This is a genomic window from Flagellimonas alginilytica (genome assembly GCF_042134605.1).
GTDB lineage: Bacteria > Bacteroidota > Bacteroidia > Flavobacteriales > Flavobacteriaceae > Flagellimonas > Flagellimonas alginolytica.
Genome location: NZ_CP169638.1, coordinates 202,573 through 223,782, shown reverse-complemented (window position 1 = coordinate 223,782; position 21,210 = coordinate 202,573). Strand labels below are relative to the sequence as shown.

Below are 21,210 nucleotides of genomic sequence, written 5' to 3'. Positions count from 1 at the left end.
ATTTTTATTGCAAACCTGTTATTAGTTCCTTTAAAACTGTATCGGTCCCTTTAAGCAAATCACTGCGTGTCTCGGTTATCAAACTATCTGGTTGTAGGGCCGTGTTTTCTTGATTGGATAAACGAAAAAGTCTTTTGGAATAGGTTATCGTTAATTTTGAATTGGGCAATGTAAAACTGTCCATATCTTGGTATCCATTCGGATTGGAACCGGTGGGCTGACCTACAACTTTTGCGTTCAACAGTTATTTAAATAGCGCTGCATTACTGGTTCCTGCAGAAAAAGTTCTGTTACTTGTCAATACATACACCCCTTTCTCCCAGTCTATGGAATCGGCAAGGTTCAGGGCATAGGCCAAAACCACGCCGACATACAGATCGCCGCCACCATTGTTGCGCATATCTATCACCACCTGTTTTATCTGATTCGCAGAAATATAGCCAACCAGCTCTTCCCCAAAGACCTGCATCTGTGCAAAGGTCGGGTAGCTTTCAAAATTAATATAGAGGGCCTTGGTACCTTGGATAGGTGCGTACCACAAATAGGGGAATTTGGGGTTGTTTGGTTTGGTTATTTCGGGCACTCCGCTGCTTACATGAACAAAATCCGTTGTTTTATGGTATGAAGCTTCGTCTATGGCCTCCAATGTTATTTTTACTTCCTTATTATTTGGGTCAAGAAAAGTAAACACGGCTTCTTGCTCATTCCTGGTAATATGAAGCGCAAAGAGCAATTCGCTGATATTCATATAACTTCCTGTCCTGATGCTTTGTGAGTATTCGTTTTCCACAAACTGGGCCACTTCGGAAACCTTGGCCATAACTTCTTCGACCGGAACACCATCAATGGCGGACAATCTTAGTTTCAACAAGTTTTCATATGATTTGTCCGCCTTTATCACATACCATCCCTGATCTATAAATTTGACCTCAAAAGGAAACCGATGTATGGGCACATTTCTTAACGATACAGCCGTATGGCCATCATTCACAAGTCTTGTTAACCGCATTAGCTCAAGAATGATATCAAAATCGCCCAAGTTACCGACACGGTCGTAAATAGCGTTCCACTCCTTGGTAAACTCCCCTTCGGTCACCGAATGATAGAGATGGATGTGTCTTTCTTCCAAGGAAGACCTGTAGGTTTTAAGATCCTCTTGCCAATCTATTTTGTTAGCTGTTTGGGCAAACAGTATGTTTAATACTGTAGAGATGATAAGAATCAAAAAATGGATCAATACTTTGTGTAGGGTCCCCATACGACTATTTATTTTCAATTAAGGTAAGTATTTCGAACACCAATTGCGGTGTGCTCCTTGAAGCTTCCAATTGGTTCAAGGTACCTGCAATATACGTATCCAGTTGAGGACAGTACCATAAAAAAGAGGCGGTACTGCCAGTATGACCTATAATTTCCAATTTTGTATCGGTATCAAAAAGGTTTTTGAAAGATACTTTTCGTATCCCAAAACCATATTCCATTCCTTTGGTTTCGCGCACCCAATGTTGCATGGCCAAACGGGTTTCTTTTTTTACGATTTTATCGTCTTGAAAGGCTCTTAGAAATTGGATAAGATCTTGGGTCGTGGACACCAGACCGCCACCGCCCCAGTCGGCACTCAAGCTTTGAATAGATGATAGGGCTATATCACCGGCATAAAATTGGGCCATGGGCAATTGGTTTTTTATGGGGGCTGATTTTAAATTGATATAAGAGGCATCCATTCCCAAAGGTTCAAAAATGAACTGTTGAAAGAACCGATCTAAAGAGGTGCCGCTTATATTTTCAATGATCAGGGCCAAAAGCACATATTCCGTATCGGTATAATGATACCCTTGCCCAGGAACAAAATGGGGCTTCATCTTTTCTTTGGCAAACTCGATCATATCTTGGGGGGACCAAGATTTATTCGTATCGACCAATAATTGATTGATAACATTCGGACTTCCATCAACTGTGGTGCCCGTAAAGTAATCCGGTAAACCTGAAGTGTGTTGCAATAACTGGGCAATTGTAATGTCCTTGGAATACGCTTTACCCTCAAACACATGCAGGTTCTTCATCAATTGCTCCGGAAGGTACCGGTATATCTTGTCTTCAAAACCCAACTTCTTGCCATCCTTTAAAATACCAATGGCGGTGGCCGTTAGCATTTTAGTGATGCTGGCCGTATATATGGGGTTGTCTATGGACAAAGGGTTTTCTGAACCGTTATCGTTATCGGCCAACTGAATGTCGATGCCTTTGGATTTGGAGTACACCTGCAAAAAGGCATTGTGTACATTCTCTCTTTCCAATTGGGCATAAAACAATGTTTCGATGCCCTTGTTTATAGTTTGTTGGCCAAGGCAGGAAAATCCCATCAATAGTATTAAACCTGAAAGTATAGTTTTCATATTGCTAATTATAAAAATGGTTTGATCGTTCTTTAAATTAAAATTTTATCCCCACATACAGGTTGGGCTCAAAAAGGAAATAGGATTTCCATTTATTGTCCAATTGTTTAAATGCCTCCGGGGTGTTGGTATCGAACATCCAGTTTTGGCAATGGATCTGAGGTTCTATAAATATGCGTTTCTTTTTGCCAAAAGCAATGTGATAACCAAGGTGATACGAGGTATAGAGCTTAAAGCCGTTCGCTATTTTTTTGTCGTTCAAATCCAAATACGTTTTGTATTGGGGCAATACTTCCACCGAGGCGAACAATCCTTTCCAGAGCATGCGTTGGTACGATATTCCTATGCCTGTTTCCCTCAGATAACCGGGATAGAACTCAGTTTCAGAATCTATTTTGTCCAAAAGGCCATCCCACCATTGAATGCCCATGGGCTGAAACAACCTCCAAGTAGCGAATTTGACCCCAATGATGTTCTTTGAATCCAATTCGCGCTTTACGTGAAGCTCAATGTGCTGGGTGTTGGTTCTTTGTCCTCCTTCACCAATGTTGGCCAAGATAATTGCCGGAAAGCTGGCCCTGTATTTGAACGCCGAACCATTATTGTTCAATGATTCGGTGTTGTCCTGTGCAAAAGCATTGAAAGTACAAAGTGTTAGGCAGATGATAATTAGTTTTTTCATTTTTGATAATTGTTTGACTGTTCGTTTTTTGATGTATGAATAACTTGATTTAATGACGCAAAGAAATCACGAAATGGAAGGCCAATCGTACTGAATTATGATTCCAAACCTTTTTGTTTAGAATTGTGGACAGGGTTCCCTGGGGGTCTTTGATCATTGTGTGTAATAGGGTAGGGCAAGGGCCATCAAGAAAAAAGGCTTCACGGTTAACCGTGAAGCCCCATAGGTATAGTGCGTTTGATTTTTAGACGACTTGTTTTTTTCAGAAAAGCGCCTCGGGTTCGGTAGTGAGTTTATGTACATTTTGGGTGATTTTTTCAATATCCCAATCCCACCATTGCAGTTCCAATAGTTTTGAGATGATATCCTCGGAAAAACGCTTTTTTATTTCTTTCGCTGGATTTCCGCCAACTATAGTGTAGGGTTCCACATCTTTTGTCACTACAGCCTTTGTAGCGATTATGGCGCCATCACCAATTTTCACTCCCGGCATAAGGGTCGCACCGTGCCCGATCCATACATCATTCCCGATAACCGTGTCCCCTTTGGTCGGGTAACTTTTGCCTTGCATGGCATCTTGCCAAGCACCGCCGAAAATGGCAAACGGATATGCTGATGTGGCTTCTGTTAAATGATTGCCCCCGTTCATTATAAAAGTGGCGTCCGATGCGATCATACAAAACTTACCGATGATGAGCTTGTCCCCAACAAAATCAAAATGATATTTTACGTTTTTCTCAAAATTGCCTACATCTTCAAAATCATCGTAATAGGTATAATCACCAACTACTATGTTAGGGTTGTTGATGTAGTTTTTTAAAAAACATAGATTTTTGTAATTCGCCAATGGGTAAACCGTATTTGGGTCAGGAATTTTCATAAAGTTTCAATTTGTTTTGATGATTTGAACAACGCAAAGGCCAAGTACAGGGTGATAACGGCCTGGACTTTTTCAATATTGGTTTCTGCCATAAGGTTACCAAGGGTATTCAATATAAAAAACACCGAAAATACCAATAGTATCCTTTTTATAACCTTATCCGTAAAAATAGGTTTTATAATCTTGTTTTTCATAGCTAGGACCGTCCCTAGAAATAGCATTGTTGCCAATGCAAATCCTTCCAATACGAAAAGTTTTTCAATGGAATCGATTTTACCGCCCCATACAATATGATGTGGTACTATTTGCATAACGATGGCTAAATGCATTGCGCAGTAACCCGATACAATAATTAATATCCCTTTTTCCCAAGTTTTCATGGCAGGTTCAGTTTAATCTTTCAGGGTTTTGGCCACTTCAATGTAATGCTCCTTTAAATGATGTTCTCCAAAAGTTGGTGCAATATGGTCCTCTGCCATTAAGGTCAAAAAGAACTCTATCGGGCCATAGGTTTTTACACTGGTAAAAGTTCTAAGGAACCAGATGGTAAGTTTTCTCGACCAATCGGGTAAATGAACGATTTTTACGGGTTTGTCCAATGCGGTCAGGGCCAGTTCTCCAATTGTATTTAGGCTAATTACATCGGGTCCTCCAAGGGTCAATTCTTTAGGTTGTTCCTCCAATGAATTTACAATGGTCCTCGCCAGATCTTCACCATGTATTGGGTTGAATTTTTGATTGCCAGACCCGAACACGTACACCCGACCGGATTTGGCCATGTGTAAAAAATCTTCCATATCCGAGAAAAATCCATTTGGTCTCACTATTGTATAGACCAGTCCGGAAGATTTTAGGGCATCGACAAACTTTTCCTTGGCCTCGAAAATTTTTAGGTCTCTGTATTTGTCCCCATCGATTGCAGAAACATAAACAAAGTGGTTTACACGGGCCTTTTTGGCTTCTTCCAACAAATTCATATTGGCCTTATAATCTACATCCATATAGGTCAGGCCGTCTTTTTGCCGGGTAATGCCAACGGTTGATATTATCGTGTCGATGCCTTTACAGATGTCCCGCAAGGATTCCGGTTTGGTAACCTCGGCTTGTTTAAGCTCTAAATAATTTTCATCGGTGATTTTTAGTTTCTCAGGATTACGGACAATGGCTACTACCTGATTTTCTTTTGCAATCAATTCTTTTAATAAGTAAGTCCCTAAATACCCTGTGGCGCCTGCCAATAATACGTTGGTATGTTTCATTATCAATATATTTAGAGGGTTGTTTTAATTGAACTCGTTCGTCAATAATTGCTGGATAATGGTATTGCGTTGTGCTCCTGTATCATCTTGCTGGTTGCTTAATAGCACAATGGTAGCATCATATTTTGGTATAAAACCGATCATGCTCCAGTACCCATTGATATCCCCACCGTGCCAATACATGCTGGTATTGCCCTCTTGGGTCGTAAACCAACCAAGGCCAAAATCCACATAACCACTCGGTACATCATGGGCAAATATTTCGGCTTTTTCAGCTTCGGTAAACCAATTTGTTCTTACGGCATTGGTCCAAGTTTCCATATTTCTTGGTGTACTGCTAAAATCACCTGCACCAAATGCAATGGTCATAGGATATGTGCTATTGATGTTGCCGTTATTGTACCCTTGGGCATGGATGTCGGTATCAATTTCGTCAGACCCTTTGTAGGTGTCTTCCATTTCCAAAGGAAGCAAAATGTTTTGCTCAATGTATTCGTGATGGGCGGTTCCCGATAATTCTTGAATCAACATGGCGGCAATTAAAAAGTTTGAGTTTGAATATTCCTTTCCCTCGCCCGGTACAAAATTGAGTCCGTTTTCATCGATCATTTCGATAATGACTCCGTAAATATCTTCTTCATCCAAAGTTTCGCCTTGTTCGTAGGCATCTTCAATTATTAATTGATAATCAGGAATACCCGATTGGTGCGATAATAAATGGGCAAGGGTAATTTGGTCGCCGTTTGGAAATTCAATATCGAACTCATCCAGGGTTTGATCAAAACCAGAGATGAGACCATCACGTTTTAACTGAACAACCGCAGCGGCCGTCAATGTTTTGCTTACCGAACCAATTCGGTAGGCCAGATCGTAGTTTTGTGGCAATGCAGTATTTTCATTGGCCAAACCAAAACCCTGTCGTACCAAATCGTTTCCATTTTTTGTGATAATGGCATACCCTTTAAAGTCGATCTCGGTTAATAAATTTTCAACGGTAGTGTAATCAACTGTAGGTGTGCTATTGTCGTCATCTTTTGAGCAAGATGTAAAAAGCATGACCGTGCTAATTGCCAATGGGACTAAGAATTTGTGTAATGTTGTCATAACTGTTCGTTTTTAGATTATTGATTTTAGGGCAAAGATTCACCGGATCGATATGACAATCGTTCTAAATTATAATCTGAAACGAAGTAGGGGAAGTTTAGGACAGGCTGGCTTTCATCCAAGCCCTAGGGGTCATTCCTTCCATTTTTTTAAAGTAGGTATTGAATACACTTTTGGAATTAAAACCACTATCGTAAGCCAATCCAAGTATGGTAAGATGTGAATTTTTAGGATCTAATGCTATGGTTTTAAAATGGTTTAAGCGGTAGGAGTTAACAAAATCGTTATAATTGGTATGAAACGCTTTGTTGATCAGGAATGACATTTTATTGGTGTTCAATCCTAAAAACTCGGCAACAAACTTTAAACTTAATTGTTGATTTAAGTATGGTTCCTCTTCCTTAAAATAGGTAAGCAGCTTTTCTTTTAAACTTTTTATTTGAGCATCACTTAAAATCGTTGAGGTCGATTTTTCTTCTTCCTCCTTTGGGAGTTTGATATCGGAAATGGATAGGTTGGAACGGTGCAGTTCGTCAAATCCCCTTGTTTTGTGCAATGGCTGTAAAAACGGTTCTTGTCTGTAGTTTATAATTTGACCGCGCCTCTGATCGATCATTTCTGCTAATCGAGAAAAAGCAAGTTCTTTGTGGTGCGAATTACTTAAAATAAACACATCGTACGGGACCAGCATAGTTTCTTTGTCGTCTCGTTGTGACCATTTTTCAATTATTTCAGCGGGAACTTCAATTTGTTCTCCATTGATAAGGTCGAACAATAGTTTTTTTTCCGCTAACAAAGATGTGTTTTGTATAAACTCTTGAAAGTAATCTCTTTTATTGAGCCATATCAAACAAAAGCATTTTAAATGATGTGCCAACTCCAGTTCAGGATTAAGTGTCAGTGCATAACTGACGGCTTCCAATGCCTTTTCCCATTGGCGTTGGTAATAATAAATATGAGCTATGGTATAATGATTGTTCGCTGAAAGCGGATCTACCTCTAAAAGTTTGTTCGCATAGTTTAGGGCCTCCTCAAAAAAGCCGAGCGCTATGAACAGCTCTGCCATGGCTTCCAAACCATCTATATGATTGGGATTAATTTCCAGAACCTTGTTGATGTGTACATAGGCATTTTTAAAATCCCATTCTTCCCAAAAAAATTTACCAACATAAGATAATGGATATTCGGGTAGAGAGGGGTCTAGCTCCTTGGCTATTAATAGGTTGTTTATGGCCAATTCAATACCTTTTTCATAAGGTATATAGCCCCACATTGCCATTAGTCCATAACATTGCAAATTTGCGTAGTAAGCCTTGGCATAATTTTTATCCACAGCAATTGCCTGATCGTAATAGGATATAGCTTCTTTAATGCTCTGCGGTGTCCATTGCAACTGCAAGGAACGTCCTTTTAAATACAATTGGTAGGCGTTTATATCGGTAGTAGGTTTCTCGACTAAATGCTCTTGGATTTCAAAATGTCCGGAATTGTTTCGGACTTCTTCGGCAATGGCCAAACTTATTTCATCTTCCAGATCAAAAATATCGATCAACTCCCTGTCAAACCTTTTGGACCAATAGTGGGTCCCATCTTCAACATCGATCAATTGTGCTGTAATCCTGACCCTGTCTTGTGATTTTTTAATGCTGCCCTCCAGAATTGTATTCACGCCCAATTGACTACCGATATCTCGAACATCCACATCTTTTCCCTTGAATGCGAAAGAAGAAGTTCGGGCAATTACCTTGAGCTGGCCTACCTTTGTCAGTGCATTTATAATTTCTTCGGTGATTCCATCACAGAAATACTCATTGTCATGATCATTGCTCATATTCACAAAGGGTAAAACTGCTATGGATTTTGTATTGGTCATGGGTTGGATAAACTGGATAGATTTAACTAAGCGAACTGGGTGAAAATAAGTAGTAAAAAACAGCAACCTAATATTCTTCCTGTTCAGAGTTTAAACATAGTTTATATTTTTTACTTTACCCCTAATTTATTCACCTTTTGTTGCTTTGTTGGAGCCATGTACATAATTGGTATAGAAGGTTAATGGTTGCTGCCTTCTTTTCCGAAAAAGCATGTTAAGCTGTTTGGAATAAATTGGATTGCGAATCGTTTGTTCGGGAGGTTCAAAACGATTAAACGCGTAAAACGAAAATGATATCGGTTAATATTCTTTGGTGGAACCTGTCATCGACTAAATAAAGCTGAACTATTGTTCGGCTTTTCCATTTTAAACTGTAGGCAAACATAATCTAGCAATCAAAGAATCTTCAAAAATCCATTCTTTTAAAGTAAAAAAAACAAGTCTTTCTAATACGATAAATAATTGTAGGAAAAATCTTTAACAATATAAAAACCAAGAGGTTTTATGCAGATTTTTTGAATTGAATAACAACAGGAACGACCTATTAGACACAACAAAGTTCGAAGATGACAACAAAAATATGTATACGAGGGCTTTAAGAGCTTTTTTTGTTTCAAGTAATACATTAGACCAACCTCAAAATGGCCAATTTTACCTCTTCGTACGCAGATCGTTTATTGAAAAGCATTTGCATTTTGTTAATGTTTTTTGCGTTTAACCAAGTACAAGCCCAGTTAAGTGATCTTCATTATCTTCCACCTTTAAAGCAAGGGCGAAACAACGAAGCTGTCCAGCAACAAGCAGTCTACCTATCAACACCCGAGCCGGTAACTTTTGTGGTAAATGCCTATCGTGGGACCAGTGCAACACCGGTTGCCACTTTCAATATTTCAAATACCAATCCAGCGGTATACACCTTGCCCAATGGGGATAACAATATCACTTTGGTTACCAATTCCAATACTGGGGTTGTGCTGAACAATTCAGGCCTAAGGTTCGAATCTCCGAGCGGAAATAAATTTTACGTCAATTATCGGGGATATTCTGGGTCCCAAGCAGCATCGCTGACATCCAAGGGAAGAGTGGCGATGGGTACACGTTTTAAATGGGGAGGGGTGCCCAATTTGGGTTCACACGTATCAAAATCCAATACATTGGGAATAATGGCGACCGAGGACAATACCACGGTTACCGTTTTTGGGTACGATCCCAACTGTAGTTTTAGATTGGGTAACAATGCTTATGGGATTACCGACGACACTTATACCGTAACGTTGGACGCCAACGAGTCCTTTGTGTTTGAAAATTATGTAGGGAATTCTCCTTCCAACGCACATCGCGATGGATGGATAGGGGCTTCCATTGTTTCAGATAAAAATATTGTGATCAGTAATGGTTCCATGAACTATGGACGACAAGCGAACAATAGTAATCGTGACGCGGGAATCGATCAACCCGTGCCCGAAAATAAATTGGGAAAGGACTATGTGTTTATTAGGGGCAATGGAGCTTCCAATGGATGGACAGAATTTCCTTTGATCATTGCCACCGCCGATAACACGCAAGTATACGTTAATGGGTCGGGAACACCTATTGCTACACTGGACAATGGTGAATTTTTTGAAATTCCCAGTAGTTATTATACATCCAATACAGCTGGGGCCAATATGTTTGTACAAACCTCAAAAGACGCTTATGCTTATCAGTGTATAGGGGGGGATAGTAAAGCTTATACCCAAGGATTGAACTTTGTGGCACCGGTAAACTGCTTGCTGCCCGATGTTATGGATAACATTCCCGATATACGGAACATGGCCGGTACCAATGTTACCGGGGGAGTTACTATTATTGCGGCCGTAAACACACCAGATGCTAATATTTCTGTGACAGATGGAAATGGATCTGTAACACTTCCTGCCTCTAATCCCGTTGCAGGATCTACAGATTGGAAAACGTTTTTTATTCCAAATCTAACAGGAGATGTCAGCGTTCAGTCCACTGGACCAATAGCCGTCGGATTTTTTGGCTATAACGGGAACAGGGGTGTTGCCGGATATTTTTCCGGGTTCGATACGGTCCCCGAAGTAACTCTTGAGGTTAGGGGAGGTACCGGATGCTTTGTGGGGTCCGAAATATATGAGGCAACAGGAAACTTTGATGCATACCAATGGTACGAAGATGGTGTGGCCATACCTGGGGCCAATGGACCCAGCTTTGCAGCAACACGTGCCGGGGACTATTTTGTTAGAGGAACCAAAGGGCCATGTACCTACGACTCGCAACCCTTAACGGCCCTGTATTGTGATCCCGACGTAGCATTGGAAAAAACGGTCGATAAACCTGAAATAATGGAAGGGGAAATGGCAACGTTTACAATTAAGGTGAGAAACTTTGGAGATGGACCATTGACCAACCTTCAAATAACAGACAATATCCCTGCCGGACTTACTTTGGTCTCGGCATTCACAATTACGGGAAGTTGGAGTGGAAACACTTGGAACATCGGAACCTTGAATGGTGGCGAAACCGCCTTTTTGGAGCTAGAAGTACAGGCAGATGAAATTGACACACTTCCTTTGTTGAGTTTGATCAATACAGCAGTAAATACACAAGATCAAACCGATACCAATATTACAGAAGATGTCCCATCCGCCCGTATAGTGGTTCACAACGATTCGGATAACGATGGGGTAAATGATATCACCGATCTGGATGATGACAATGATGGTATTTACGATGAGGACGAGTGCGATACCCTTTTGTTCAACATATCCAATGGTGACCCTCATAGTGGCAGTTTGATTAGTGTTGACAACTATTTGGTGTTCGACGTTTTTAGTTTGGACAACTCGTTCAACTTCAATATCAATGGAGTAGATGTGGCAGGTGAAATACAGTTCCAGCTTGGCGCAAGTGGAAATTTTGCCCGTTTTAACGATGGAACTACCTACGGAGAAGGAGGAAACCCCGATATATGGACAATTACAGGAACACATGGCAGTCCCTTGCTGCGTGTAGTGGTAGATCAGGCCGGGGAGTTCCAAATATACGGTGCAAGATCCTCGGGCGGTCCTCTGGAGCCAATGAACCTGACCACGCCAGCAAATGTGGTAAATTGGGATCCGACCGGAAACAACACGGTGTCCATAGGACAAGATGTTGTAGGGCCCACCAACATGCGGGGCGTATTGTTAACAGCAGGCTGCGATACCGATTCCGATGGTATTCCCGATTCACTCGATTTGGATAGTGATGGCGACGGTTGTACCGATGCCGTAGAATTTTATAAAGATGAGAATGCCGACGGCGGAGATGGCGGGGAATACGGTTCTGGAGTTCCGGTGGTGGACCCAACCGATGGAACTGTAAATGCTGCCTCTTACACCCAAGTATACGCCCCTGAAATATTGCTTGGCAATACATCCGAAAATTTAAGCGCGGTGGATATCAATGGCCAAGGAATCAGTTTAGGGCAAACCTTTCAGTATGTGCTCCGTTTTCAAAATACCGGGGACGATGATGCCACAAACTTCGAAATAACCGATATCCTGCCCAACAATGTTACATTGGACAATGTGGATGTTTCCAATGCCTTGGGTACGACACATAGTTATGACATCAATACAAATACACTGCAATTCCAGGTCCCAGATGCACTTGTAGAAATCGGTGACCCGGAGTATAGCATAAAAATCACAGTGACCGTTTCAGGAAACTGCTCCGATTTTGTCGATGCCTGTTCATCCGAGTTGCAGAACTTGGCTTACGCATCATTCCAAGGGGTCGTTAATTCAACCACTTACACCGATGAGCCCGGTTCTTCCAATTTCCCGTGCGATGTAACCCCACAAGTGGCCACTAACAATATTTTGGACGACTTGGCCAATTGCGGTCAAGCCAGAACAGTTCAATTATGTGGAGATGATGCTCTATTAACGGCAGGTTCCGGATTTGCAACCTATACTTGGGCATTGGATAACAATGGGAATGGTCAAATAGATGGTGCCGATACCATCTTGGATGATGGTGATGCCGACCCAAGTACATTATTGGTAACGAATATTGGAAACTACATTGTGGAGAAATCAGGAGGAGGAAGTTGTCCTGATTTGACAGAGCTTATCACTGTAGAACGTTTTGGCGACACACAGACCAATCCCATAATAAGCTATTTTAACCAGGTAAATGCCGATAGTAATCCAGATAACAACATACAGGGAGAGATCGTAACATGTTCCGTTGATGGTGATTTATTGCCTAAAATATTTTTGTGCGGTGAGAATGATGAAGTTACCCTTCAGCTCGGTATAACCGATGCTCTGGACATCGTTTGGCAAAAACTGGACGAAGGCAGTTGTTCGGATGCAGGTGATGATTGTGCCAACAAAAGCAATATGTGCACATGGAGCGATGTAGTGGTGCAAGACAATTTTACAGTTACCGAAAGTGGTAAATATCGAGTGGTCATCAATTATAAGAACGGATGTTTTAGCCGATTCTATTTCAACGTGTTCAAAAACACCTTGGATATTGACTATACGCCGACGGATATTTTGTGCAGCACTCCTGGAAACATTAGAGTCAACGGAGTAGGGGGCAATTACGGGTTCCAATTGGTAGATGCATCCAACGGAAACATTGTGGTGCCATTTTCTGCCAACAATGGACCTAGTTTTGATATAACCACAAGTGGTACTTATACAGTTCAGGTAACTCAATTGAACCCATCAACAGGAGACCCTATAGAAGGAAGCTGTATTTTTGAAACAGAAGATATTGGTATCTTGGAAAGAAATTTTCAGGTAGATGTCGATACAACACCTGCCGATTGCAATCAGTTGGGAACCGTAAGTATCCAGGCATTGAACGTACTGCCCAATTACAAATACGAACTTAGGCTGGACGATGGCTCCAATGGTGGTCTCGGAACCTTGATCGCACAACAAAATCCAACCACGGACAACACCCATACGTTTAACAATGTAAACCCAGGAAACTACAATGTAATCACCACAACCGATGATGGCTGTACCGATACCCAACAAATTACGGTAAATGAAATTCCTGAATTGACGCTTACCGCATTGACCACCGATAATATAACCTGTACCGCGGGAGTAATTACCCTGACCCCCTCGGGTGGTACTCCGAACCCGGATTATCAAATGGCCATTTGGAGCAAAGATGGGGTGGATTTGTATGCCGACCCGTCAGACGTTCCTACTTCCGAAATGCAGACCAATACCAACTTTTTGTTCGGATATAGAGGTACACCGACCACCTATTTCCCAAATGAGGACGGTGATTATCAATTCATCGTTTTTGACGACAATGGTTGCTATGCTATCTCCAATAGTGTGAGAATGGAAGAACTTGGTGGCCTTACCGTATCTGCGACCCACTCGGGAATCGTATGTGCTGATTCATCTACGGCAACCTTGAGTGTATCCGTAACGGGAGGGACAGCACCTTACCAATATAGCTTGGATGGTGGAGCTACTTATCAAACCAATAACGATTTTGGCAACTTGCCTGCCGGACTTTATACCATTACCGTAATGGATTCCAGCGGAAATGCAGGTACTGGATGTGTCGAAAATTATGATTACGAAATAGACCAACCGTTTAGGTTGACGGCCTCGCCGGCCATTGTTCAGGACGCCTCATGTGACCCGAATGGTGCGTTGGTGAAGATATTGAATGCCAGTGGAGGACAAGCCCCGTACACCTATAGTTTTGATGGCGGTAGTAATTTTGTTCCCACCAACGACCGTTATTTAATGCCCGGCAATTACAATCTTGTCGTTAGGGATAATTTAGGTTGTACGTACTCTATGGAATTAGAGGTTCCTGCTATGGCAGCAGACCCAGACTTTACAACCACAATCGATTATGCTTGTGATGGATTGGCTACCATTTCCATTGGAACATCCAACGCAACGGATTTTGATTATACCTATAGTTTGAACGGTTCGCCCAATACTCCGGTCGATAATAATATATTCAACAACATTGGAGACGGAACACATACAGTTACCGTAGGATACTCCAGTAGTATCGCTCCGGATCAAAGCACACTTTTTCAAGAAAACTTTGGAACGGGGATTACTACCCAAATTGAAGAGATTGGATCCGGTTATTGTTACGAACCACAAGATGGAACAGAAACAGCATGTAACTTGGGGCCTGCCGGTATTTTGGTAAACGGCGAATATACTGTAACCAACTTCGTGACCAATCCAATTCCCGCTTGGAGAAGTCCTAACGACCATACTGGTTTGACAGATGGTCGCTTTTTGGCTATCGATGTGAGTACCTTGGCAGGAGACTTCGGTGTTCTTTGGGAAAGGAATGGAATAGAGGTGCTTCCTAATCAAGATATCACCTTCTCATTTTGGGCCTATAACCTTATGGTAACCTCCGGCAATGGAAACAATCCGGAAGTTTTGGTAGAGTTGGTGGATGGCTCGGGTACCGTAATTTCTAGTATCCCTACCAACGAAATCCCTAAAAACACAAATGCGGACGATTGGCATTTTAGAGAAGTTACCTTTAATCCAGGAGCAAATACTACCGTTGGTATCGTATTAAGAACCAATTTGAACAGTGATTATGGAAACGACCTGATTTTGGACGATATCCAGGCAGTACAATCGCCGGAAATCTGTGAAAAAACTCAGGATATTATTGTGGTTGTGGAACCCAATAAAGCATTTGAAGCTCAATTGTTGACCGTTGACGACCCAAGTTGTAATGGTGCAGCCGATGGCTCCATTACTTTTGAAGTGGGCAACTTTGATGCTGTGACAGGATTCGAATACTCTTTGGATGGAGGTGCCACCTGGATTGCTTCAATGTCATCTCCTGTGACAACGGCATCCAATTTGGCCGATGGAAGCTATACCGTTATGGTCAGAAAAGCAGATGAAACCACCTGTTCGGTAAGTTTTGCAGCTACTTTAACGGAACCTGCCGCCATCGTACCTACATTGAACTTAACGGCCGAATATACCTGTTTCAATACAGGAGCAACATTAGAAGCTTCGGTTACGGGAGGAACACCGGGTTATACCTATCAATTGGAGGATACCTTGGGGAATTTGGAAGTCGCTTACCAATCTAATCCTATTTTCTTAAATATAGCGGATGGCGATTATTTAGTGCGGGTAAGGGATGCCAATGGATGTGATGTGCTTTCTGCAGCGCCGGTTACGGTATCGCCTCCTGAGACCATTGCTTTCACTACTTCGTCCACGGCATGTTACGATGGTTTGAACAATGCTACCATTACGGCAACGGTTACCGATGGAAATGGAGATTATACCTTTAGAATAAATGGAGGGGCATGGATAACCCCGACACCGTCTACCGATACCGAGTATACGTTTACGGGATTGGCAGAGGGTAGTTACGATATAGAAGTGGCGGACGGATATGGCTGTGGACCTGTATTGCAGACCGTTGTAATTCTGCCCACGATTACCGCTCAAGTAGATAAGCTGGATGTAACCAGCTGTGGAGATGGCAATATTACCGTTACTCCAACTGGCGGTGATGGAAATTATGTGTATGCCTTTGTGCCCACAGGATCAACTCCTTTGGCAGGTGATTTTGGAGGGTTGAATACGGAAACAATTACCGCCGGAAACGAAGGTACATTTGATGTATTTGTAAGAGATAACAATGGGACTGCTCCCTATTGTGAATATAAAGAAACGGTTACCGTGTCGGCAGCACCAATTTTGGCCTTCACAACAACGCCAACAGCACCAGAATGTCACGATGGTATGGGTAGTATTGCGGTGAATATCACATCTGGGGATGCACCATTTACCATCGAGATTGTAGATTTGGACAATGGAGGGGCATCGGACCAGATCCTTAACAACGTACTGTCCAATACACATACATTCTACAACCTGTCACCAGGGAATTATACCATCAATATTTCCGATACGTACGGTTGTCCTTTGTCGGAAACCCCGGTTACCATAAATAATCCAGATGAGCTAACTGCCGATATTAATGGAAGATATCCATCAAACTGTGGAGGTGGACCAATGGACTTCGGATTTGATTTTGTTAACTATCCATTGACCTTGGGCACCCTGGAATTTAGTGATGATGGTGGTGCTACTTGGCACGCCACAGATCAACTCAGGGGATATAATTCAGGAGATTCTGTATATCCTTCCATAAGAACTGTAGACGGAACGGGCAATCCAATTTGCCAGACCGATTTCCCTGAATTTATTATTCCATATCCATTGGATGATCTGGATATTACCATTTCTGCCGTGGTCGTGAACTGTAATGAGTTGCAAGTAAAAGTACAGGGGTCGGAAGGTGTGGCACCCTACGAATATGCTTATTCGGACGACCCTTCCAGTTTTGATCCCGCTACGGCAACATGGATTGTAGGTGGCAACATCGATGATTCATCAGGGACTCCGGTAGTAGTTCCAGCTGGTCATGGAAATCATGTATGGACAGGTTTGGTGCCCGGAAGAACCTATGTGTTCTATGTTAAGGACAACAATGGTTGTGTAAGGCAGAGTAATGTAAACGTAAATGATCTCTTTGTTCACCCATTTGATATAACATCTAATATTACCCCAGCTTGTAATGGATTGAACAATGGAAGTATTGAATACACCATAGTGGAAAACACCGTGTCACCTGGCTCCGAAATTGAGTGGACTTTCTACGATATTTCTTCCGGTACGCCTGTGGTGGTAACTACAAGCGGCGTAAATGTTCCATTTTCTTCTCCTCAATCACTAACGTTCAATGCTTTGGGTGAAGGGGAATATTTCCTTGAGGTAACTAAAAAGGATGGCGCAAGTTCCGGATGTGTCAGTGCTTCTGAAAACGAAGCGTTGGAGGAACTGGATGCCTTGTCCGGAAGCCCTGCGGTACTGCAGGATATTACGTGTAGCAACCCAGGCCTAATCCAAATCCCGGATATTTCTGGAGGTGGAGGAACCTATTATTATGATGTTACCGGACCAGCCGGGTTTGCTGGAGTCTCTGGCACGTTGGACAACCCTATCGAAATCCCGGCCAATTCACCGGCAGGAACTTATAATGTATCTGTTGCCGACCAATATGGATGTTCACAAAGTTTGGGAAGCGTACATTTGGACCTTGCCCCAAACCCAACAATAGATAGTATTGTTGTGGATAATTGTGATACCCAGGCCGATGTAAATATTGTTATGGCCACAGGCGCCATGCCATTCTATTACTCTTTGGACGGAGGTGCTAATTATGTAAACAATGGAGGAACTTTCACCAATGTGGTTCCCGGAACATACACAGTAAGTGTTTTGGATAGTAACGGCTGTACCGCTACAGATACCGTTACCGTACACCCGACCATGCAGGCAAATGTTAGCTTGGCAGAAACTTTAGGTTGTGGAGCCGGTAACGAAGCTGAAATTTTGATCAATGTTACCAATGGTTCCACCACTTATGAATATGAAATATTGGGTACTTCCAGTACTTTGGTTGGAAGACAGGCAATGGGCGGTAGCACAGTTACCGAATTGGTAACGGTTGCAGATACTTATACCGTGAATATTTACGACATTGGGGTGGAAGGTCCTGAATGTTCCAGAACATTCACAGTTGAGGTTCCTGCCGCAATCCAGCCAAGTTTTACGGCCACTCCGACCGCTGTATCTTGTAATGGAGCATTGGATGGAACCATTGCAATCACAGAGAACAACAATGGTATTAATCCGTTGACCTATACATTGAGTCCAAATGTGGCGGTCTTCGACCCTACGACCAATAGTTTCAATAATTTACCTGGGGGTACTTATGAGGTAACCGCTGTGGGTCAAAATGGATGTGATACAGTTGTTTCGAACATTGTAGTTGCAGAACCCAATCCTATCACTTTTGATGTGCCAACCGTAGATCCATTTGGTTGTACTGCAGGTAATGCTGCCGACAATGCCACAATTACGATCAACGTTGCTAGCATTTCCGGTGGAAGTGGCACATACGTGCGCTACGAATTTATCGATGACGCAACTTCAACTATGCTCCAAACAGGAGCAAGCCCAGATTATATCCATGCAGATTTTGCAGGAGGCAATATCATTGCAAGAGTGGTGGACAACAAAGGATGCTCTGCCGAAATTATGGTCAATATTCCAGAGTTCGATGAAATGAATACGCCGACAATTCACGTTGATGATCCGATCAGCTGTGCCAATTTGGGCGAGGATGTTACCATTAATGTTACAAGTAGCCTAACAAGTTACGCCACAGATCCGGCCAACTATCAATTTAGATTGTTGCCATCGGCAGTATATCAAGCATCCAATCAATTTATAGATCTTCCAGCAGGAAATCACACCTTTGGCGTATTGAACGTTGCTACGGGTTGTGAAATTACAATCAACCATTTAGTGGAAGAACCCAACACTTTCGATGTAATTGTGGACAAATTGACCGATGCCGTTTGTTTTGGGGACGATGGTAGTATTCAATTGACTTTGGTGGATGCTTCCTATGCATCTGGTTTTCATTGGTATATTTTTGACACCAATGGTACACCGGCCGATCGTTCCGATGATGGAGCCTCAATATTGAACGGCTCATCTATCAACCTTGGACCAACAGCTCCGATATTTGTACCTGCCGGAGATTATGTAGTTGAAGTAGTGCAGGACGCATTCCCAGAGTGCAGCCAAGTACGATCGTTCAGTATTGCTACACCTTCGGCCCCTGTAACATTGAATCCAATAGACTTAACCGATGTAGGTTGCACCAATGATCAAGGAAGTGCTTTAATTTCTCCTGCGGGCGGACAAGGGCCATATTCCATGGATTTGACCCATGTGGGCAGTGGAACAACCACGAGTGTTACAGGAGTGAACAGCCATCTGTTCCAATCCTTGGTTGCCGGACAGTACAATGTAACCGTGACCGATGCATTGGGATGCACCCAGGTCTTCAACAACGCATTTGAATTGTTGCTGCCCGACCCCATATCCGGGACCATTTCCAATACTGGTTTAGTTTGCGAGGGAGATACCGATGCCTCCGTGACCATAAGTTTAAACGCTAGAAATGTGACCACGAACTACCGATATGTGTTGAATACATATTCCGATGCTTTGGGAACAACACTGTTAAGTTCGTCCACAACCTCAACATCGCCAACTTTCGATAATTTGGGAGCAGGGTTCTATAGTATTTCGGTAACGGACGATATGGCCTGCGACTTCGAATCCAGTATTGTGGAAATAGTACAGCCTACCGATGTGGATGCTATGTTGGTTACACATCAACCATTAAGTTGTCAGTCGGATGCTGAATTACTGTTGGTAGCATCTGGAGGAACAGCACCTTATACTTGGAGTGCAGATGGCGTTAACTTTACCGCAATGAACGGGACCGTTGCTTCCGATACACATCTATTGCAAAATATCACGGCAGGAAACTACAGATATTATATAAGGGATAGTTTTAATTGTGTATCCACAATTTCCAACGAAATAACCATTGCGCCGATAGAAACCCTTACCGTGGATTTGGACATCTCGGCGGCACAAGTAAATTGTAATGGTGAGAGTACGGCTTTTGTTGAGGCATTTGCCAACGGGGGACTTGGAAATTACCAGTATGCGTTATTTGCTGATTTGGCTTTGACCAACCAGATTAGGCCCGATCAAACCAATGGCAGGTTCAGTGATTTGCCTGCAGGAAGCTATTATGTAAGGGTGCAAAGTGAAGATTGTATCGTCATCTCGGAAGAGATCGTTGTAGAAGAGCCTACACCTTTGGTGGTAACCCCTACCATTAACAATATTAGCTGTAATGGTGCTAACGATGGTAGTGTGGTTCTGGATGTACAGGGCGGATCCGGTGATTATCAGTTTGCAATATCGCCCAACCTCAACCAATTTGTGGACGAGAATAGTTTTGATGATTTATCACCAGGCGATTATCGGGTAATCGCACAGGACAGCAATGGATGTTTTGAATTGATCGAGTTCACATTGACCGAACCCGATGAGTTACAAACAAGCTCAACCGTTACCAACGAGATTTGCTTTGGAAGTAGTGATGGAACCGTTTCATTACAAATTTCGGGAGGTACGGCTCCATACTATACGAGCTTAAATACCAATAACGATACGGATTTTGTTCAAGACCGATTTACTTACCAAGATTTGAGCAGTGGCACACACGTAGTGTTTGTTAGGGATGCCAATGGTTGTGAAATGGCCGAGGTGTTCGAAGTGCAGGCCGGAGCCAACTTAAATGGAGAGGCCGAAGTTTTGTACGAATGTGACACTATGGGAGCTGCGTCCAATGCAGTTCGGATTCTACTCGAAGATTCCGATGTTTACAGTGATGTGATTTTCGGATTGGATACCGATGATCCCAACCAGATGCAATTAGATCCTTACTTTGAAAATTTGACGGCAGGGCAACATTACATTACGGCACTGCACAGCAATGGATGCATCAATACGTTCGAATTTAACATAACCATTTTTGAACCATTGACATTGGAGTTGAGCGATCAAGACATCAACCGTATAAAAGCATTTGCAGAAGGAGGTGATGGTAATTATTCCTATAGTATAAATGGAGGTCCGGAAACCTCGGATTCTGAATTCCATATTACAGCGACCGATACCTATACCATAACAGTTACAGATGGCAACGGTTGTAGTGTGTCGCAGGATATATTTGTTGAGTTTATAGATATAGAGATCCCAAATTTCTTTACTCCGGACGGTGATGGGCAGAACGATACTTGGGCCCCTAAGAATATTCAGCAGTACCCGAATATATTTATCAAAATATTTGATAGGTACGGTAGAAATCTGTTCCAATTCAAAGGCAATCAGGATGAGTGGAACGGAGAGTACCAGCTAAAAGGATTGCCAACAGGTGATTATTGGTACATTATCCGATTGAACGGAATAGAAGACCAAAGGGAATTTGTTGGACATTTTACCCTATATCGTTAAATGAAGAGGAAAATA

Annotated in this window: 10 protein-coding genes; 1 reads left to right on the top strand and 9 read right to left on the bottom strand. The window is 42.4% G+C overall.

The features are described 5' to 3' along the window. Positions 1–4: 4 nt before the first annotated feature. The 9 genes from ABTP35_RS00905 to ABTP35_RS00865 form a co-directional block, all read right to left on the bottom strand. On the bottom strand, positions 5–241 hold the full coding sequence (locus ABTP35_RS00905; RefSeq protein ID WP_293294714.1) for a hypothetical protein: 237 nt from the start codon (positions 239–241) through the stop codon (positions 5–7). Between the two features lie 3 nt (positions 242–244). Then, positions 245–1,258: a hypothetical protein gene (locus ABTP35_RS00900; protein ID WP_293294715.1), complete on the bottom strand. Its 1,014-nt coding sequence runs from the start codon at positions 1,256–1,258 to the stop codon at positions 245–247. Positions 1,259–1,262: 4 nt separating this feature from the next. Beyond that, on the bottom strand, positions 1,263–2,396 hold the full coding sequence (locus ABTP35_RS00895; RefSeq protein WP_375334351.1) for a serine hydrolase domain-containing protein: 1,134 nt from the start codon (positions 2,394–2,396) through the stop codon (positions 1,263–1,265). 37 nt (positions 2,397–2,433) lie between these two features. Next, entirely contained in the window at positions 2,434–3,078 is a 645-nt protein-coding gene (locus ABTP35_RS00890) for a hypothetical protein (RefSeq protein WP_252079502.1), read from the bottom strand. Positions 3,079–3,340: 262 nt separating this feature from the next. Continuing rightward, positions 3,341–3,958 carry a CatB-related O-acetyltransferase gene (locus tag ABTP35_RS00885; RefSeq protein ID WP_293294721.1) on the bottom strand — a complete coding sequence of 206 codons (618 nt, stop codon included), beginning with the start codon at positions 3,956–3,958 and terminating at the stop codon, positions 3,341–3,343. After that, entirely contained in the window at positions 3,955–4,338 is a 384-nt protein-coding gene (locus tag ABTP35_RS00880; protein WP_293294723.1) for a hypothetical protein, read from the bottom strand. The genes ABTP35_RS00885 and ABTP35_RS00880 overlap by 4 nt, the downstream gene beginning before the upstream one ends. A 12-nt stretch (positions 4,339–4,350) precedes the next feature. Then, positions 4,351–5,217: an SDR family oxidoreductase gene (locus ABTP35_RS00875; protein WP_293294725.1), complete on the bottom strand. Its 867-nt coding sequence runs from the start codon at positions 5,215–5,217 to the stop codon at positions 4,351–4,353. A 24-nt stretch (positions 5,218–5,241) separates the two neighbouring features. Next, a complete protein-coding gene (locus tag ABTP35_RS00870) occupies positions 5,242–6,321 on the bottom strand; it encodes a serine hydrolase domain-containing protein (RefSeq protein ID WP_293294727.1) in 1,080 nt (359 codons plus the stop codon). A 97-nt stretch (positions 6,322–6,418) separates the two neighbouring features. Beyond that, positions 6,419–8,260, bottom strand: a complete 1,842-nt coding sequence (locus tag ABTP35_RS00865; protein ID WP_375334350.1) for a helix-turn-helix domain-containing protein — start codon at positions 8,258–8,260, stop codon at positions 6,419–6,421. A gap of 575 nt (positions 8,261–8,835) precedes the next feature. Here ABTP35_RS00865 and ABTP35_RS00860 point away from each other — a divergent pair. Beyond that, positions 8,836–21,195, top strand: coding sequence for a T9SS type B sorting domain-containing protein (locus tag ABTP35_RS00860; RefSeq protein ID WP_293294731.1), 12,360 nt, complete (start codon positions 8,836–8,838; stop codon positions 21,193–21,195). Positions 21,196–21,210: the final 15 nt, after the last annotated feature.